This window comes from Allobosea sp. AK1 (assembly GCF_006714945.1).
GTDB classification, from domain to species: Bacteria; Pseudomonadota; Alphaproteobacteria; order Rhizobiales; family Beijerinckiaceae; genus Allobosea; species Allobosea robiniae.
This window is the reverse complement of sequence record NZ_VFMG01000001.1, coordinates 1,314,137-1,330,827: the sequence shown is the minus strand read 5'-3', so window position 1 is coordinate 1,330,827 and position 16,691 is coordinate 1,314,137. Positions and strand designations below refer to the sequence as shown.

The following is a 16,691-nucleotide window of genomic DNA, read 5'->3' as shown; positions in this document are numbered from 1 at the left end:
AGGCCAGTCTCCCTTTCAGTGAGCGTCTTCCGGCTTGCCGCCGTTATTGTTCAGACAGTTTCAGGGTGGGCGCGTAGGCCGCGTCCACGTCCTTGATGATGGCCTGGCCACAGATGACCCGGCCCTGGACCGTGTCGAAGGTCAGGGTGGGCTGGCCGTAGAGCGACCAGCCGAGGCTCAGCGCTTCGGAAACCCGATGACAGAAGGAGGCGTCATCGGGGCCGGTGAGGTAGCGGTAGAGCGTCGTGCGCTTCGCCATGGGCGGGGCGCTTCTTCTCAGCGCTCCACGGCCATGGCGACGCCCATGCCGCCGCCGATGCAGAGCGTGGCGAGGCCCTTCTTGGCGTCGCGCTTGGCCATCTCGTGCAGCAGCGTCACCAGCACGCGCGCGCCCGACGCACCGATCGGATGGCCGATCGCGATCGCACCGCCATTGACGTTGACGATGTCCGGGTTCCAGCCGAGGTCCTTGTTGACTGCCAGCGCCTGCGCGGCGAAGGCCTCGTTGGCCTCGACGAGATCGAGATCGCCGACCTTCCAGCCGGCCTTCTCGAGCGCCTTGCGGGTCGAGGGGATCGGGCCGGTGCCCATGATCTGCGGGTCGACGCCGGCCGTCGCCCAGGAGGCGATGCGGGCGAGCGGGGTGAGGCCGCGGCGGGCCGCTTCCTTGGCCGTCATGATGACCAGCGCGGCGGCGCCGTCATTGAGGCCCGACGCATTGCCGGCGGTTACCGTGCCGTCCTTCGAGAAGGCGGGCCGGAGCTTGGCCATGGCCTCGACCGTGGCGCCGTGGCGCGGATACTCGTCGCTGTCGACGACGATGTCGCCCTTGCGGGTCGAGATGGTGACCGGCGCGATCTCGTCCTTGAACCGGCCGGCCTTCTGGGCGGCCTCGGCCTTGTTCTGCGAGGCGACGGCGAAGCGGTCCTGCTCCTCGCGGCTGATCTGGTACTTGGTCGCGACGTTCTCGGCGGTCGTGCCCATGTGATAGCCGTGGAAGGCGTCCCAGAGGCCGTCCTTGATCATCGTGTCGGTGAATTTGACGTCGCCCATCTTGGTGCCGGCGCGCATATAGGCGGCGTGCGGGGCGAGCGACATCGACTCCATGCCGCCGGCGACGATGATGTCGGCATCGCCGTTGGCGATCTGCTGCAGGCCGATGGCGACGGTGCGCAGGCCCGAGCCGCAGAGCTGGTTGAGGCCCCAGGCGGTTTTCTCCTGCGGGATGCCCGCGGCCATCGCGGCCTGGCGAGCCGGGTTCTGGCCCTGGCCGGCGGCGAGCACCTGGCCGAGCACGACCTCGTCGACCTCGGCCGCTTCGACCTTGGCGCGGCGCAGGGCTTCCTTGATCGCGACGGCGCCGAGATCATGGGCGGGAGTGTTGGCAAAAGCGCCGCTGAAGGCGCCGACCGCAGTGCGGGCCGCACCGACGATCACGATATCCGAATCTGCCATGAGAGGTATCCTCGCTTTGTTGTTGCGGCTGCACCGCTCCCGCCGGCCCAACCGTTCCCCGCCACCTTCGAAGCCTGCCGCGACGCCGTCAAGACAGGCGAGAGGCTAAATCGACCGAGGCATCTTCACCGAGGTGACGCAAGGGAGGGGCTATCGCTGTGGTTGCAGGGCCTTCGGTGGTTTTTTGCAGCGCCCGCTCAAAGAGCTTGCGGTGCAGCACCGACAGGCTATCGTCGCGTCATGGGAGACCGTTTCGCCGAGCACGCCGGAACCACTGGCGGCCGCGGATCAACGTCAAGCAGGACCGATGGCCAGCGACAAAGAACCGACCGTCATCAAGAAATACGCCAACCGGCGTCTCTATCATACGGGCACCAGCTCCTATGTGACCCTGGAGGATCTCGCCGGGCTCGTGCGCTCGGGCGAGGATTTCGTCGTCTATGACGCCAAGTCAGGCGAGGACATCACCCGCTCGGTGCTGGCGCAGATCATCTTCGACGAGGAAGCCAAGGACGGGCAGAACCTGCTGCCGATCGCGTTCCTGCGTCAGCTCATTCGCCTGTACGGCGACAGCATGCAGGCGCTGGTGCCGCGCTACCTGGAATTCTCGATGGAGAACTTCACGCAGGAGCAGAGCAAGTTCCGCGAGCAGATGACCAAGGCCTTCGGCGGAACGGCCTTCAGCGGCAACGCGCTCGACGCCATCCAGGCGCAGACGCGGGCGAACATGCAGATCTTCCAGGAAGCCTTCCGGCTGTTCAATCCGTTCACCGCGGTGGCGCAGGCCAAGCAGGAAGCAGCCGCCGGCGCGAAGCCCGCGGCGGAAGCCGGCAGCGGCGATCTCGGCGATCTCAAGCGCGAGCTCAACGAGATGCGCGAGCGCCTGGACAAGCTGTCGCGCTCGCGCTGAGGCTGGCCTGACGATTTTGAGCCACGCTCTCGGGAGACGAGGGCGCGGTTTTTTTGGGCGGATAGTCGATGTCTTGAATGTCTGAGCTGGGTCGGAAGCGGACCTCTGAGGGATCAGCCAGCCCGTTCCCGCCCGCTTCCTTTTCATGGTTAGTTCCGATCGCCAGTCTTAGGCGGAACGGAACTGCCGTTCAGTTTCCTTGCTTGACGGCAGGCGGCGACCATTTGCCCTCAAGGAACTCCTCACGTGGCGAATAGAGCCGCATGAGCAACGTGAACGGTGCCTTCGCGACCGGGAGCCAGTTGGCCTCCTTGTCCTTCCCGGGCGACTGCGCCTGGATGTAGATATCGAGCGAGCCGTCAGGGTTGGTCACGAGCTTGTCGCGATCGCCGATGGCAGAGCGCTTCAGCTCGTTGGGGATGAAATAACCCTCGATGTCATAAGCGGTCACCGACCAAAAAGCGTCGACCGGCGGCGCCTTGCCCTTATCGAAATGCAGCACGTAGTTGCTGTTGCCATTGAGCGGCTGGCCTTCGGCATCGCTCGACAACGACGGATAGACCGCATCCTGCGGTAGGTTCTCCCCGACGCAACACTGCGCGATCGCCGCGCGGTAGAGATAGTCCGTGCCGTAGGTGCCGCTGCGGGTGGTGTAGACCCAGCCCTTGCGCCCAATACCGGCCTCCTTCTTGCCCTCGGCGACCACCAGCGCCTTGCCATCGGCATAGCCGCGCTCCAGGGCCTGGCGTGTGGCCGCTGGCAGCTTCGCGAGATCGAAACTCTGGCCGACCTTGAAGCCGATCCGCTCCAGGCGGTGGATCATCGGATAGTCGACCGGGTTCGGCGGGTTGTCCTTGAGCAGTTCGGCGAAGCGGCTGTAGAACGTCGCAGCGTCCATCTTGTCGACTACGGACGGCGGATCGGCCCGCATGTCGATGCTGGGATCGACCTTGCCCTTCGGCGGCACGTACTTGCTCTTGCCCCAGGCCGAGAGCGGCCTCAGGCCCATCGCATCCTGAACCTTATGGACGTTCTCGTAGTCCGACGGACCATTGGTCTGCGTCCGGCCGATGATCCAGACATAGCGTGTCGGGCTCCGGATGATCTCCAGCCCCGCCGGGGCCTTGCCGCGCCAGCCGGGTCCGACGACGAGGAAGTTGCGGGCCGTGTTCTTGCCAGTAGTACGGGTGCCGGGCACGGCGAACACATCGGTCCACAGGCTCAGCATCGGCAGTTGAAAATAGCGGTCGGTCGCCGGGACCGACAGCACCATCGGTTCGGCCTTCAGGTCGAGCGTGGCGGCCGAATAGAGCGTGTCGACATTCGTGCGGATGACGATCTTGTCGTCGGCCTTCGGAAAGGCCCGGGCGTGATGGAATTGGTTCGGTGGACCGAAGGCGTCGCCAGGAGGCGCCACGGCGAAGTTGCCGAGCTTTTGCAAGGTAGCGTGCGTCAGCATCAGCGGATAGGCGAAGACATAGGCGTCCTTCGCGATCCCGGAGGCTTCCTGTTCGGAGATGGTCGAGGGTTGCGCCGAGGCGCGCGTGTTGCCGGAGACGGGCTGCGTTTGGGCAAGCGCGAGGCCGGGGCTACCGGCGAGAATTGCGGCGATGCATGCCGTCTTGAGCCAAGTCATCTGCATGTCTGCCTCCAGATGATCGCCGCTTGGATTAGTCGGCGCGAACGCGAGCCTGTATCGCTCAAAACCGGGTTGACGCAGTTCATGATCGCGAGTTGTCGGAGCAGCACGTTGCGGACGACGTCGGCTGCCTTGAACCGAACAGTGAAGATTCCGACATCAAGGCCGGGAAGCTAGCGCAGCTTTCCAACAACCGTAAATCGGATTGACGCGTGCCGAGTGGTGCATGAATGGGCCCGCCCGGAAGCGGCCCTCTCGAAGGTCTGCTTCGGGTCGTTAGCTGTCCTCGGTCAAACGCTGGAAACGCACTCCAAAACCGCGCCTGCCTCAGCCGGCCGCGAGCCGTCGGGGCGCAGCCTGCGGCGGCTCGGCCACTTCGGCCCGGCCGACGAGATGGCCCTGCAGATAGGTGACGCCCCAGTCGCGCAGCATGCTCGCCTGCATCTCGTCATCGACCCATTCGGCCACCGTCTCGACGCCGAGATGGCCGGCGAGCTCGACCAGCGTGCGGACATAGAAGCGGTCGTCGGTCGAGCGGCGCAGGTTCTGGGTGAAGGCGCCGTCGATCTTGAGGATGTCGATCGGGAAGGCGCGCAGATGCCGCAGCGAGGTGTGGCCGGCACCGAAATCGTCGATAGCGATGCGCGCGCCCTGCTCCTTGATCCGTCGCAGCAATTTGGCGATGCGGGCGGGATTGTCGATCGTCGAGGTTTCCGTGACCTCGACGATCAGGCGCGAAGCTTTGTCCCGGGCGGCGCCGGTGCAGGCGATGAAGGCGTCGAACCATTCGGGGTCGTTGAGGGAACGCGGCGAGACGTTCACCGAGAGGGTGAGCTTCGGATCGGCGCCGAGCATCTCGATCGCGAGTTCCAGCACGCGCTGGTCGAACAGTCGCACGAGCCCGCGCCGCTCCAGCATCGGGATGAGCTCGGCCGAGGCGAAGTAGAGGCCGGTATCGCCCTGGCCGACGCGCAGCAGCGCTTCGTGGAAGGCGATTTCGCGCGAGGCCGTTCTGACGATCGGCTGCAGCGCTAGGCGCACGCGGCGTTCGTTCAGGGCGGCGATGGCCTGCACGTCGAAGCCGGTCTGCTCGGTGCCGGGGCTGCGCCGCTGCTGGGGCCTGGCCATCACGGCGGTGTCGACGGCCCCGGCGCGGGCGCTGGCCAGCGCCCCTTCCGCTGCGGCCAGCAGCGCGCCGCCATGGCTGCCGAGCTCGGGCGCGCTGGCGGCGCCGACGCGCAGCCGCACCAGGGCGATGCCGCGGCTCGTCTCGATTGCCGATTGCGCGACGACCTTGATGAAGCGGCGGGCGGCGGGCTCGACCTGCTCGGGCGGGCAGCCGACCAGCAGAATCGCGAAGCTGTTGCCGGCATAGCGGACGAGATGGTCGCGCCGGCGCGTCACCGAGCGCAGGCGCTCATGCACGGTGACGATGATCTCGTCGGTGGCCTCATGGCCGAAATCGTCGTTGAGGCGGGCGAGCTCGTCGATGGCGGCGACGAGGACGACGACCGGCCGCTCCGCCGGCAGATGCTCCTGCAGGGCCATGCCGATGCGCTCGACCAGGGCGGGCCGGTCGCAGAGTTCGCTGCCGAACTGCTCGAGTTCGTCGGTCCGGGCGGCGCGCTCGAGTCGGAGCACGCCGCGCGCGCTCGCCGGATAGCCGTCGCTGCCGGCGAACCAGCGGCCGGTATCCTCGGCCCACATCTTGCGGCCGGCGAGATCGATCGCATAGCGGGTGCGATAGATGACGCCGTCGCCGCCGTCGTGCTCGCTGGAGCAGAAGATCGCGTCGTAGCGGCTGGGCCCGCTGCCGGGCTCGACGAGGCCGGCGAAGGCGAGGCCGCGCTGCATCGCCTGTTCGGGAAGCGCGCCGAGGACTTCGGCTGCATTCGGCCCCCAGCTCAGGGCGTCGCTCTGGATATCCCAGCCATAGACCACTTCGCCGATCGAGGAGAGGATGCTGCGGGGATCAACCGGGCCGCCGTTCTGGAAGCTGAAGATCGGCGGGGAGGGCATCGTTCGGCCTCGATCGGACGGCTGCGCGGCTCCGTTCCGGTGCTTCGGCGCGCTGTCCATGTGATGGGAAGTGCTTCGAAACGATGCGGTATTTTTGCTTAACGCAGCGTTAAGATTGGCCGCCCCCTTGCAACGAGGCTTCCGTCACAACTCGTCTGTGCCGGAGTGATACATGACTGAGGCCGGAAGCCGGACCGATCGGAATGCCACCGATGCCAACGCATCCGCGCTGGTGCTCCTGCAGGCGGCTGCGGCGCGGGCCGAGATCGGCCCCTTCGCCCGGCGCGGGCGGGCGAGCCCGCAATCGGCGGCGGTCTGCTACCGGGCGGCGGCGCGGCTTGTCGCACCCATCGGAAGCGCCCGTCTGCAGGCTGCCCGAGGCTAAGGCAAAGAAAAACCGGCCTCGCGGCCGGTTCTGAAACGTTCAGCAGCAAGCCGGCATCGCTGCCGGTGCCGAAAAACCGGACGCCTCAGGCGTCGGTCTTGACCTTCAGCACCTGACGGCCGCGATACATGCCGCTCTTCAGGTCGACATGGTGCGGACGGCGCAGTTCACCCGAGTTCTTGTCCTCGATATAGGTGGGCTGCTTCAGGGCGTCGGCCGAGCGGCGCATGCCACGCTTCGACGGCGACGTCTTTCTCTTCGGAACGGCCATTGTACTTCTCCATCATGCCACCGCCCGGACGCTGGCCCAAGGCCACGCATCCGCCACAGCGACGGATCAATCTCGTGAGGCGTTGGCCTTACACCGTCGGGGCCATGATGGCTAGTGCCGAATCCGGATTTATTCGCCGGCCCGGCCCGGATCAACCGGGGAGGGCGCAATCGCCCAGCGATCCGAGCTGGCGGAGCTGGCGCAGGCTGCGGCCGGCGGCCGATTGCAGCGCCCGATTCGGCTTGGCGGGATTGCGCAGGAGCGGATTGGGCAGGGCGCCGGCGAGCCGGGCGGCTTCGGCCGGCGTCAGGCGCGCGGCGGATTTGCGGAAATAGCGCTGCGCGGCGGCCTCGGCCCCGAACAGGCCGTCGCCCCACTCGGCGATGTTGAGATAGACCTCGATGACACGCGGCTTCGACCAGGCGAGGTCGATGGCGATCGCGAGCGGGATCTCCATGCCCTTGCGGATATAGGAGCGGCCCGGCCAGAGGAAGACGTTCTTGGCGGTCTGCATGGTCAGGGTCGAGGCGCCGCGGCTCGGCCCGTCCTCGTTCTCCAGCACCTTGTTGAGCTCGACCCAGTCGACGCCGCCATGGCTGCAGAAGCGCTGGTCCTCCGAGGCGATGACGGCGCGTACGAGATGCGGCGAGATCTGGTCGAGCGGTACCCAGTCGCGCTCGACCGGCTTCAGCACCAGCCAGCGGCCGAGCATCAGGGTCGAGGGCACCGGCACGAACCGGTAGAGCAGGATCAACGCCGCAAGGGCGAGGAGCAGCCAGAGGGCGAGCCGGAAGCACAGGCCGAGAATCCTACCCAGCACCTTGCTTCACCCTCCCACGCCACGCGATCGCCCCGGGCATGACGGCCCGAGCCGAGGCGGCGCAGCTTGACGATGTGGCGAACGTCCGGCAAGGCCCCCCTTCCGGCAGCGAACGCGAGATCCGCGCATGAGTTCCGTCCCCCCTTCGGTCCATCCCGGCGATCTCGATGCCCGGCTGGCGCAGAATGCAGCCGCCATCGAGGCGCTGCTGGAGGCGCTTCTGTCCGATGCTCCGGCTGTGGGTGAGATCGCGCGCCCGCCGCGCCTCCTCGCCGCGATGCGGCATGGCGTGCTTGGCGGCGGCAAGCGGCTTCGGCCTTTCCTGACAGCCGAGACGGCAAGGTTCCTGGGCGTTCCGGTGGAGCAGGCCAGGCGAGCGGGGGCCGCGGTCGAATTGCTGCATTGCTATTCGCTGGTCCATGACGACCTGCCGGCGATGGATGACGACGACCTGCGCCGCGGCCGGCCTACCGTGCACAAGGCCTTCGACGAGGCGACGGCGATCCTTGCCGGCGACGCGCTGCTGACGCTCGCCTTCGAGGTGCTGGCCGATGAGGCCACGCATGAATCCGGCGCGGTGCGGGCGGCGCTGGTGACAAGCCTCGCGCGGGCTTCCGGCTGTGGGGGCATGGTCGGTGGCCAGATGTTCGATCTGGCTGCCGAAGGACGCTTCGAGGCCGTGCGCGGCGCGCTTCCGGAGGCCGAGATCCGCCGGCTCCAGGCGATGAAGACCGGGGCGCTGCTGGCGGCGAGCGTCGAGATCGGCGCGCGGCTCGGCGGCGCCGATACGGCGGCGCTGGTGGCGCTCGGGCGCTATGGCCGGGCGCTGGGCGCGACCTTCCAGATCGCCGACGACATCCTCGACGTCGAATCGGATGCTGCGCAGATGGGCAAGGCGACGGCCAAGGACGCGGACAAGGGCAAGGGAACGCTGGTCGGCGCGCTCGGCCTCACCGGGGCCAAGCGCGAGCGCGACCGGTTGAGCGGCGAGGCCGTGGAAGCGCTTGCCGGCTTCGGCCCGGATGCGGATGTGCTCCGGGCTGCGGCGCGGTTTGCGGCCGAGCGGAAGAGCTAGAAAATCGAGCGCCGTCATGCTCGGGCTTGACCCGAGTATCTCGGAGACCAGCGTCTTCTGGTCATGAGATTCCCGGGTCTGCGCTTCGCTTCGCCGAGAATGACGGCCGGATATCAGCCCTACCGCCAGCGGCCGAAGGCGTCGGCGAGCGTCTGGCTGCCGGAAACGCCCTTCTCGAAGGTGATGATGCCGCGGCGGCCCGAGGCGAAGCGCACGGGCACGTCGATCCAGCTGCGGCTCAGGATCAGGTCGGTATTGCGCTCGACCTCGACCGGCACGTTCGACAAAGCCGCCACGAAGAGATTGTCACCCAGCGCCGAGTTGATCGCCGAGAGCGGCGCGCCGCGCTCGCCTTCCTCGCTCTTGAACTGGGGAACGCCGACTTCCTTGACGGTCTGGGTCGCCGGGTCGCCGGTGCTGGTGAAGCGCAGGCCGATGATATGCGAGGCCGGGAAAGCCGAATCGGTGTTGCGGCGGATGGTGAAGTCGAGGCTCAGCCCGACATCGGGAATCTCGACGGTCGCACGGACGATGGTCTCGATCGGCCGGCCCTGGCCGGCGCTCTCGCTGTCGAGGCGCCAGAACACGCGGCCGCTCGTGGTCTGCGGCTGCTGCGGGGTCTCGGGCACCTCGACGAAGAGGACGGCGCGCTGTGCGACCGCGACCTCGCCGCCGGGCTGCGGCACGGGGATGCCGGGCGCGTTGTTCGGCTGGCTGCCGGCCGGGCGGTTCTGCGGCGGGGCGCCGGGCTCGCCGACGCGCTCGGCGATCTTGCCGCCATTGTCGGACTGGGGGGCTTGCGCCGGCTGCGATGCCGTTTCGCTGTTCGGGCGCGGCGTGTCCTGGGGCCGGAGCTTGTGGACATAGATGGCCGTGGCGGCGATGGCGGCGACCGCAACCGCCACGACGCCGCCGACGACGGCAGAACGGATATGGCCGGGTTTCACCCGTCGTTCGCGCGGCGGCAGCACCCGCGGCCGGGCGGCCTGCGGCTCGGCCGGCTCGGGCAGGGGCTCGCCGTCGTCCTCACCCGCGGCGGCGGGGAGCGGCGCGAATTCCGGCGCCTTCTTCGGCGTCGGTGGGCGGATCGGCAGCGTCGGATTCTCGACGGTGCGGATCACCGGGCCGCCCGCTGCCGGCGGCGGCGCGGGAGCCTCGTCGTAATCCGCCTCGATCCGGGCGACGGCCTCGTCGAGCGACAGGCGCTCGCGCATGATCTCGGCTTCGCTCAAGGGCGGGTCGAGGCCACGCAGCTGCGAGACCAGGGCGGCCCGCGCCCGGTCGTAGATGGCGCGCCGGGCCTCCGGGGAGGTTTCGGACAGCCCGGCTACCGCACGTGCCAGGATCGGATAGAAGTCGGCCATTGGCCTCACTTGTCGCTGTTGTTGCGCCGCGTCAACCCTCGAAGGGGTTATGGACGAGGATCGTATCGTCGCGCTCGGGGCTGGTGGAGAGCACGGCGACGGTGGCGCCGATCAGCTCCTCGATGCGGCGAACGTACTTGATCGCCTGTGCCGGCAGGTCGGCCCAGGAGCGGGCATTGGCGGTGGAGCCTTCCCAGCCCTCGATGGTCTCGTAGATCGGTTCGACGCGGGCCTGGTCGTTCTGGCCGGCCGGCAGATGCTCGAGAACCTGGCCGTCGAGCCTGTAGCCGACGCAGACCTTGATTTCCTTGAAGCCGTCGAGGATGTCGAGCTTGGTCAGCGCGATGCCGTCGATGCCGGAGGTCTTGACCGTCTGGCGCACGAGGCAGGCGTCGAACCAGCCGCAGCGGCGCTTGCGCCCGGTGACGACGCCGAATTCCTTGCCCTTGGTGCCGATCAATTCGCCGATCTCGTCGAAGAGCTCGGTCGGGAACGGACCTTCGCCGACGCGGGTGGTGTAGGCCTTGGCGATGCCCAGCACATAGCCGACCGCGGAGGGGCCCATGCCGGAGCCGGTCGCGGCCTGGCCGGCGACGATGTTCGAGGAGGTGACGAAGGGATAGGTGCCGTGGTCGACATCGAGGAGAGCGCCCTGCGCACCCTCGAACAGGATGCGCTTGCCGGCGCGGCGCTCGGCATCGAGCAGTGCCCAGACCGAGGTCGCATAGGGCAGCACGTCCGGGGCGATCGCCTTGAGCTGGCCGAGCAGTTCCGTCGCATCGACCTCGCCGATGCCGAGGCCGCGGCGCAGCGCGTTGTGATGGGCGAGCAGGCGCTCGATCTTGGCTTCGAGCAGCGCCTCGTCCTTGAGGTCGATGACGCGGATGGCGCGGCGGCCGACCTTGTCCTCATAGGCGGGGCCGATGCCGCGCTTGGTCGTGCCGATCTTCATGCCGGCATTCGAGGTCTCGCGGAAATGGTCGAGCTCGCGGTGCAGCGGCAGGATCAGCGTCGCATTGTCGGCGATGCGCAGGTTGTCGGGGGTGATCGCGACGCCTTGCGCGCGCAGCTTGGCGATCTCCTCGACGAGATGCCAGGGATCGACGACGACGCCGTTGCCGATGACCGAGAGCTTGCCGGGGCGGACGATGCCGGAGGGCAGCAGCGAGAGCTTGTAGACGACGCCATCGATGACCAGCGTGTGGCCGGCATTATGGCCGCCCTGGAACCTGACGACGACATCGGCCTGGCTGGAAAGCCAGTCGACGATCTTGCCCTTGCCCTCGTCGCCCCACTGGGCGCCGACCACCACAACATTCGCCATGAGCGAGGTGTCCCTGCTGTTACCGCGTTGCCTTCTGCAAGCGGCCCGCGCAAATGCAAAACCCCGGCGCAAGGCCGGGGTTTCGGGGCAGGTCCTTGCAAGCCCTCATGGGCCAACACGGTCCGCAGGTCAAGTTTTTCGGCAGGCCGGGCCGTGATCCGAGGGGATAAACTGCCTGAGCATGGCGGGTCTGCAGCATCTGCGCAGTGATGCTGCCACAATCGGGCGTAAGGGCTATGGGCCAGCGGGCGGCGATGGAGGGGCCATGCCGCCGCGGGCCACTGGAGAGGGGATTTCACCGACCATGACGAAGCTCGATGCCTGGCTCGGCCAGCACCATGCCGCCTTCACCGCGATCCGCCGCGACATCCACGCTCATCCCGAACTCGGCCTCGAAGAGGTCCGCACGGCCAAGCTCGTCGCCGACAAGCTGCGTGAATGGGGCGTCGAGGTTACCGAGAATGTCGGCAAGACCGGCGTCGTCGGCGTGATCCGCGGCAACAAGCCGGGCCGTGCGGTCGGCCTGCGCGCCGACATGGATTGCCTGGCGCTCGATGAGACGACGAACCTGCCCTATTCCTCGAAGAACCCGGGCCGGATGCATGCCTGCGGCCATGACGGGCACACCACGATGCTGCTCGCGGCCGGGCGCTACCTCGCCGAGAACCGGGATTTCGAGGGCACCGTCAACCTGATCTTCCAGCCGGCCGAGGAAGGCCGCGGCGGCGCCAACGCGATGCTCGCCGACAAGCTGTTCGAGCGCTTCCCCTGCGACGCGATCTACGGCCTGCACAACACGCCTGGCATGGCGCCCGGGACCTTCGGCACCACCGTCGGCCCGTTCCTGGCGGCGGCTGACTCGTGGAAGGTCACCTTCCACGGCGTCGGCGGCCATGGCGGCTCGCAGCCGCATCGCTCGACCGACATCACCTATGCCCAGGCGCATTTCGTGCTGGGCCTGCAAGGCATCATCGGCCGCAACGTCGCCCCGCTCGACACGGCGGTGATCAGCGTCGGCTATATCCATGGCGGCGACGTCAACGCCTCGAACGTCATCCCCTCCGAGCTCGTCATCGGCGGCACGGCGCGGACCTATTCCATGGAAGTGCGCGATCTCGTCGAGCGTCGCATCGGCGAGCTCGCAGCGGCGACGGCTCAGGCCTGGGGCTGCAAGGCGGAAGCCTATTACCATCGCGGCACCAGCCCGCTGGTGAACGAGGCCGAGCAGGTTCGCGTCGGCGTTGCCGCGGCGTCGGCGGCTGTCGGCGCCGAGAAGGTGAACGGCCAGTTGCGCCCCGGCACGGGCGGCGAGGATTTCGCCGAGATGATGCTGGTGCGCCCTGGCGCGTTCATGCGCATCGGCAACGGCGTCAACCCGGACGGCTCCTTCGTCGGCCTCCATACGCCGCTCTACGACTTCAACGACGCGATCATCCCGGACGGCGTGCGCTACTGGGTCGGCGTCGTCGACCAGGAACTCGGACAGGGCCTGCGCGCCGTCGCGGCGGAGTAGCGCCCGGTCTTTCCACGCCTCCGGTCGCTCCGAGCGACCGGAGGCGTGGACGATCCCCGGCCGTTCGACACGGGGGCCGATCCAGGCTTCGCTCTATTCGGATGGCCCGCACTGTTTCGGCCGGGGCGGCTGGCCGAGCGTTCGACGTATTTCGAAAAATTCTGCGCTATGCAGCGGGTCGGGACATCCTCTGAGCTCACGTTCCCGATGCCGCAGGAGAGGGAAAGCACCGATCATGACCAAGCTCGACGCCTGGCTCGGCCAGCATCACGCTGCGTTCACCGCGATCCGCCGCGACATCCATGCCCATCCCGAACTCGGCCTCGAAGAAGTCCGCACGGCCAAGCTCGTCGCCGACAAGCTGCGTGAATGGGGCGTCGAGGTCACCGAGAATGTCGGCAAGACCGGCGTCGTCGGCGTGATCCGCGGCAACAAGCCGGGCCGTGCGGTCGGCCTGCGCGCCGACATGGATTGCCTGGCGCTCGATGAGACGACGAACCTGCCCTATTCCTCGAAGAACCCGGGCCGGATGCATGCCTGCGGCCATGACGGGCACACCACGATGTTGCTCGCGGCGGCGCGCTACCTCGCCGAGAACCGCGACTTCGCCGGCACCGTCAACCTGATCTTCCAGCCGGCCGAGGAAGGTCGTGGTGGCGCCAACGCGATGCTCGCCGACAAGCTGTTCGAGCGCTTCCCCTGCGACGCGATCTATGGGCTGCACAACGTGCCCGGCATGGCGCCCGGCAACTTCGGCACCGCGGTCGGCCCGTTCTTGGCGGCGGCTGATAGCTGGAAGGTCACCTTCCACGGCGTCGGCGGCCATGGCGGCTCGCAACCGCATCTTTCCACCGACATCACCTATGCCCAGGCGCATTTCGTGCTCGGCCTGCAAGGCATTGTCGGCCGTAACGTCCCCCCGCTCGACACGGCGGTGATCAGCGTCGGCTACATCCATGGCGGCGACGTCAACGCCTCGAACGTGATTCCGTCCGAGCTTGTCATCGGCGGCACGGCCCGCACCTACTCGCTTGAGGTGCGCGACATCGTCGAGCGCCGCATCGCCGAGCTCGCGGCGGGCACCGCCCAGGCCTGGGGCTGCAAGGCGGAAGCCTTCTACCGTCGTGGCACCAGCCCGCTGATCAACGCGGCCGAGCAGGTCGCGGTCGGCGTCGCTGCGGCGAGCGCGGCGGCTGGCGCCGAGCGTGTCGAGGACAAGCTTCCGCCGAGCACGGGCGGCGAGGACTTCGCCGAGATGATGCTGGAGCGACCCGGCGCCTTCATGTTCATCGGCAACGGCGTCGATCCGGATGGCAGCTCTGCCGGCCTGCATACGCCGCTCTACGACTTCAACGACGAGATCATCCCGGACGGCGTTCGCTACTGGGTCGGCGTCGTCGATCAGGAGCTCGGGCAGGCCAAGGCCGCCTGATCACGATCATCGTGGCCGGCCCCCAGGGGCCGGCTGCAATCATGCAGGGCAGCCCGTCATCCCCGGTGGTTGTATAGCCGGCGCAAGAGCGCTACGCGGCGGGCTCCGCAGCGGAGGCGCGCCATGAAGACCCTGTCCATCTCGACCCTGACGATCTGCGGCATCGAGGAACTGCCCGGCAACAGCGCCCGCGAGGTGACGCATGTGCTCTCGGTGATCGATCCCGACCGGGCCGAGATCGATGCCTTCGGGACCTATGGCGAGCATCATCGCGTCACGCTGCGCTTCCACGACATCATCGATCCGCTCCCCGGCCAGATCATGCCGACGCCGGAACATGTCGGCGAGATCCTGAATTTCGGCGAGGGCCTGCGCGGGACCGCGTCCGGCCGCGTCAAAGGCCATCTGCTGGTGCATTGCCATATGGGCATCTCGCGCTCGACCGCGGCGATGATGACGCTGATGGCGCAGGCCGACGCGGCCGAGGACGAGGACGCGCTGTTCGCGCGCCTGCGCGAGATCCGGCCGCAGGCCTGGCCGAATTCGGTGATGATAGGCTTCGCCGACGAGCAGCTCGGCCGCGGCGGCCGGCTGACGCAGGCGCTGCGGCGGCATTACGCTCATCAGCTCGAGATACAGCCGAAATACCGGACCTGGATGAACGATCTCGGCCGCAAGCGCGAGATCGAGATGGGTCTCATGCTCTGAGCGAAGGCTGCCGGCTCACTTCCCCGGCAGCGGCTGCTCCTCGTAGGAGAGTTCGCGGTCGCCGGGCCATTTGATGCGGTAGGCGAGCTTGATCTCCTTCTCGGCGCCGGGGGCGAGATCGAAGGTCCAGGCGGCGACGCCGCGGCGGTCGCCGACCTGCTTCTCGGTCGGCGGGGTGGTCTGGGCGGCGATGGTCTCGACCGTGATCCCGCTGCTCTCCGAGAAGGGGATGCGCTCCAGCACGGTGACCTTGACCGGCTTCGCATGCAGGCTCTTCACCACCGTGCGGAACTCGCGCAGGTCGGTGCGGGTCTGGCCGAGCCAGCTCGGATCGTTCTCGCGGCGCTTCACCGGCGCGAACGAGACCTTGATGCGATCGTCGGCGCCGAAGCCGAGCTCGACCTTGTCGCCGGGCGCGACCAGATTGAACTGGCCCATGCCGACATAGGTGCCGTCGCGATGCAGCGCGACGCGGCCGGCGAGGAGCGGCGCCTCCTCGTCATGGACGAAGCCGGCTTCGAGATAGGCCTTCTGCTCAAGCTCGGGGACTGTGCGGGCGGCGAGCGTCGCCTCGGTCTTGCGCTGGGTCAGCGTCACCGTCTTGGAGCTGCCGTCCTGCGGGATCGAGGCGCGGCCGGGCACCTGGAAATTCGCCTGATAGGCGCCGGCCTCGATGGTGGCGACCTGGATTTCGGCAGGCTTGGCCGTGACGGCGCGCTGTGATTGCTTGGCCAACGCGTCCGCCATGGCCTCGGCTTCCGCCTTGGCACGGCCGGCCATCGGAGCAGGCGCGGCGCTGACGCGCGGGCGGCTCTCATAGACCACCGGCGGCTCGAAGAAGGCCACCTGCATCGGCGTCAGCTCCGGCGCGCGCGTGCCCCCAGCCGAGCGCGTCGTCGAGAGGGTCAGCGCGACATCGTCCCAGGCCTCGCCGCTGCGCTGGCGAATCTCGGCGCGGCGCGTCAGGGCGATTTCCGGCTTCTCGCCGGTCGTCGTCAGTCGCGCCTCGTAGGTCGGAGTCCAGTTCGCGCCGGTAACGCGATAAGTGACGGTGAACTCGGCCGCGACCGGCTGCGGCGCCTCGACGGCGATGGCGATGTCGCGCTTCGGCGCACCGGGGCGGCCGGCCGGCGGGCGGGCGCGCTCCAGTGCGGCAATCTCGGCCTCGACATCGGAGAGGCGGTTGCGGGTGCCGCGCAATTCGTCCTGGACCTTGACCAGTGCGGTGCCGATCGCCTCGAACACCGCCGGCCAGTTGCCGACGGGCAGGGCCTTGCCGTCGGGGCCGAGCTTGTCGGGGCCGACCTGCGCGAAGCGCTCGATCGTGGCGCGCTTCGCTTCGATCGCGCCGATCTGGCCGGAGAGCTTCTCCTTCTCGTCGCGCAGCGTCTTGAGCTTCTCTTCCATCACCGTGTCGAGCACGGGCTTGGCATCGCCCGGCGTAATGCGGACATCGACCGCGCCGACCGAGAAGGCCCCGTCACCCAGTCCTTGCGCCAAGCCCTTGCCCTCCACGCGAATGGAGGCGGGGTCGATCGTCGCCGGCAGGCCGCGCAGCACGATCTGCGAGACGCCCTGCAGCAAGTCGGCCTTGCCGAGCCGCGTCACCACCGCCCCGTCCGGAAAGACCGTGACGCGGTCGATCCGGCTCGACAATTCGGTCTCGGCTGCGACGGCGAGGCCGGGTGCGAGAAACAGGGCTGCGGCAATATGGCTTCGCATCGAAATCATCCCCTCCAGGTCGCAATCACGTCGCCGTGATTGGCGCTGCCGAAT

The 16,691-nt window shown here is 68.0% G+C and carries 15 protein-coding genes; 6 read left to right on the top strand and 9 right to left on the bottom strand.

Annotation, left to right across the window (positions count from 1 at the left end; all coding sequences use genetic code 11):
* Window positions 1-43: 43 nt before the first annotated feature.
* Window positions 44-259 carry a DUF1737 domain-containing protein gene (locus tag FHT98_RS06780; protein ID WP_142113245.1) on the bottom strand — a complete coding sequence of 72 codons (216 nt, stop codon included), beginning with the start codon at window positions 257-259 and terminating at the stop codon, window positions 44-46.
* Window positions 260-276: 17 nt separating this feature from the next.
* Window positions 277-1,455, bottom strand: a complete 1,179-nt coding sequence (locus FHT98_RS06775) for an acetyl-CoA C-acetyltransferase (protein WP_061970048.1) — start codon at window positions 1,453-1,455, stop codon at window positions 277-279.
* Between the two features lie 307 nt (window positions 1,456-1,762).
* Here FHT98_RS06775 and phaR point away from each other — a divergent pair, with 307 nt between their 5' ends.
* A complete protein-coding gene (phaR, locus tag FHT98_RS06770) occupies window positions 1,763-2,365 on the top strand; it encodes a polyhydroxyalkanoate synthesis repressor PhaR (protein WP_061970046.1) in 603 nt (200 codons plus the stop codon).
* A gap of 190 nt (window positions 2,366-2,555) precedes the next feature.
* On the opposite strand, the gene FHT98_RS06765 is transcribed toward phaR, so the two are convergent.
* Together FHT98_RS06765 and FHT98_RS26150 are read right to left on the bottom strand one after the other, a co-directional pair.
* Complete coding sequence (locus FHT98_RS06765) at window positions 2,556-4,007, bottom strand: DUF1254 domain-containing protein (RefSeq protein WP_142113243.1); 1,452 nt, start codon at window positions 4,005-4,007, stop codon at window positions 2,556-2,558.
* A 324-nt stretch (window positions 4,008-4,331) separates the two neighbouring features.
* Window positions 4,332-6,023, bottom strand: coding sequence for an EAL domain-containing protein (locus tag FHT98_RS26150; RefSeq protein WP_185745087.1), 1,692 nt, complete (start codon window positions 6,021-6,023; stop codon window positions 4,332-4,334).
* A gap of 172 nt (window positions 6,024-6,195) precedes the next feature.
* On the opposite strand from FHT98_RS26150, the gene FHT98_RS06750 reads away from it, so the two are divergent.
* A complete protein-coding gene (locus FHT98_RS06750; RefSeq protein WP_113585819.1) occupies window positions 6,196-6,408 on the top strand; it encodes a hypothetical protein in 213 nt (70 codons plus the stop codon).
* Between the two features lie 85 nt (window positions 6,409-6,493).
* Here the strand turns inward: FHT98_RS06750 and rpmF are convergent, their stop codons facing one another.
* Both rpmF and mtgA read right to left on the bottom strand, forming a co-directional pair.
* On the bottom strand, window positions 6,494-6,679 hold the full coding sequence (gene rpmF / locus FHT98_RS06745) for a 50S ribosomal protein L32 (protein ID WP_047582212.1): 186 nt from the start codon (window positions 6,677-6,679) through the stop codon (window positions 6,494-6,496).
* 151 nt (window positions 6,680-6,830) lie between these two features.
* Window positions 6,831-7,499, bottom strand: a complete 669-nt coding sequence (gene mtgA, locus FHT98_RS06740; RefSeq protein ID WP_091856952.1) for a monofunctional biosynthetic peptidoglycan transglycosylase — start codon at window positions 7,497-7,499, stop codon at window positions 6,831-6,833.
* Between the two features lie 127 nt (window positions 7,500-7,626).
* On the opposite strand from mtgA, the gene FHT98_RS06735 reads away from it, so the two are divergent.
* Window positions 7,627-8,574 carry a polyprenyl synthetase family protein gene (locus FHT98_RS06735; protein WP_142113241.1) on the top strand — a complete coding sequence of 316 codons (948 nt, stop codon included), beginning with the start codon at window positions 7,627-7,629 and terminating at the stop codon, window positions 8,572-8,574.
* Window positions 8,575-8,693: 119 nt separating this feature from the next.
* Here FHT98_RS06735 and FHT98_RS06730 read toward each other — a convergent pair whose 3' ends face one another.
* Together FHT98_RS06730 and FHT98_RS06725 are read right to left on the bottom strand one after the other, a co-directional pair.
* Window positions 8,694-9,938, bottom strand: coding sequence for a hypothetical protein (locus tag FHT98_RS06730; RefSeq protein ID WP_061970038.1), 1,245 nt, complete (start codon window positions 9,936-9,938; stop codon window positions 8,694-8,696).
* Between the two features lie 31 nt (window positions 9,939-9,969).
* Window positions 9,970-11,262, bottom strand: coding sequence for an adenylosuccinate synthase (locus FHT98_RS06725; RefSeq protein WP_142113239.1), 1,293 nt, complete (start codon window positions 11,260-11,262; stop codon window positions 9,970-9,972).
* Between the two features lie 304 nt (window positions 11,263-11,566).
* Here FHT98_RS06725 and FHT98_RS06720 point away from each other — a divergent pair, with 304 nt between their 5' ends.
* From FHT98_RS06720 to FHT98_RS06710, 3 genes are all read left to right on the top strand, one after another.
* Complete coding sequence (locus FHT98_RS06720) at window positions 11,567-12,775, top strand: M20 aminoacylase family protein (protein ID WP_091856956.1); 1,209 nt, start codon at window positions 11,567-11,569, stop codon at window positions 12,773-12,775.
* A 235-nt stretch (window positions 12,776-13,010) separates the two neighbouring features.
* The gene (locus FHT98_RS06715; protein ID WP_142113237.1) at window positions 13,011-14,207 is read left to right on the top strand and encodes a M20 aminoacylase family protein; all 1,197 of its coding nucleotides are present in this window, start codon (window positions 13,011-13,013) and stop codon (window positions 14,205-14,207) included.
* Window positions 14,208-14,330: 123 nt separating this feature from the next.
* A complete protein-coding gene (locus FHT98_RS06710; RefSeq protein ID WP_142113235.1) occupies window positions 14,331-14,915 on the top strand; it encodes a tyrosine phosphatase family protein in 585 nt (194 codons plus the stop codon).
* Window positions 14,916-14,930: 15 nt separating this feature from the next.
* On the opposite strand, the gene FHT98_RS06705 is transcribed toward FHT98_RS06710, so the two are convergent.
* On the bottom strand, window positions 14,931-16,637 hold the full coding sequence (locus tag FHT98_RS06705) for a mucoidy inhibitor MuiA family protein (protein ID WP_185745086.1): 1,707 nt from the start codon (window positions 16,635-16,637) through the stop codon (window positions 14,931-14,933).
* Between the last annotated feature and the right edge of the window lie 54 nt (window positions 16,638-16,691).

Coding starts and splice junctions, on each gene's coding strand:
- rpmF (WP_047582212.1), bottom strand. CDS start 6,679: ATGGCCGTTCCGAAGAGAAAGACGTCGCCGTCGAAGCGTGGCATGCGC.
- FHT98_RS06715 (WP_142113237.1), top strand. CDS start 13,011: ATGACCAAGCTCGACGCCTGGCTCGGCCAGCATCACGCTGCGTTCACC.
- FHT98_RS06780 (WP_142113245.1), bottom strand. CDS start 259: ATGGCGAAGCGCACGACGCTCTACCGCTACCTCACCGGCCCCGATGAC.
- FHT98_RS06750 (WP_113585819.1), top strand. CDS start 6,196: ATGACTGAGGCCGGAAGCCGGACCGATCGGAATGCCACCGATGCCAAC.
- FHT98_RS06705 (WP_185745086.1), bottom strand. CDS start 16,637: ATGCGAAGCCATATTGCCGCAGCCCTGTTTCTCGCACCCGGCCTCGCC.
- FHT98_RS06720 (WP_091856956.1), top strand. CDS start 11,567: ATGACGAAGCTCGATGCCTGGCTCGGCCAGCACCATGCCGCCTTCACC.
- FHT98_RS06725 (WP_142113239.1), bottom strand. CDS start 11,262: ATGGCGAATGTTGTGGTGGTCGGCGCCCAGTGGGGCGACGAGGGCAAG.
- FHT98_RS06735 (WP_142113241.1), top strand. CDS start 7,627: ATGAGTTCCGTCCCCCCTTCGGTCCATCCCGGCGATCTCGATGCCCGG.
- FHT98_RS06775 (WP_061970048.1), bottom strand. CDS start 1,455: ATGGCAGATTCGGATATCGTGATCGTCGGTGCGGCCCGCACTGCGGTC.
- FHT98_RS06710 (WP_142113235.1), top strand. CDS start 14,331: ATGAAGACCCTGTCCATCTCGACCCTGACGATCTGCGGCATCGAGGAA.
- FHT98_RS06730 (WP_061970038.1), bottom strand. CDS start 9,938: ATGGCCGACTTCTATCCGATCCTGGCACGTGCGGTAGCCGGGCTGTCC.
- phaR (WP_061970046.1), top strand. CDS start 1,763: ATGGCCAGCGACAAAGAACCGACCGTCATCAAGAAATACGCCAACCGG.
- FHT98_RS26150 (WP_185745087.1), bottom strand. CDS start 6,023: ATGCCCTCCCCGCCGATCTTCAGCTTCCAGAACGGCGGCCCGGTTGAT.
- FHT98_RS06765 (WP_142113243.1), bottom strand. CDS start 4,007: ATGCAGATGACTTGGCTCAAGACGGCATGCATCGCCGCAATTCTCGCC.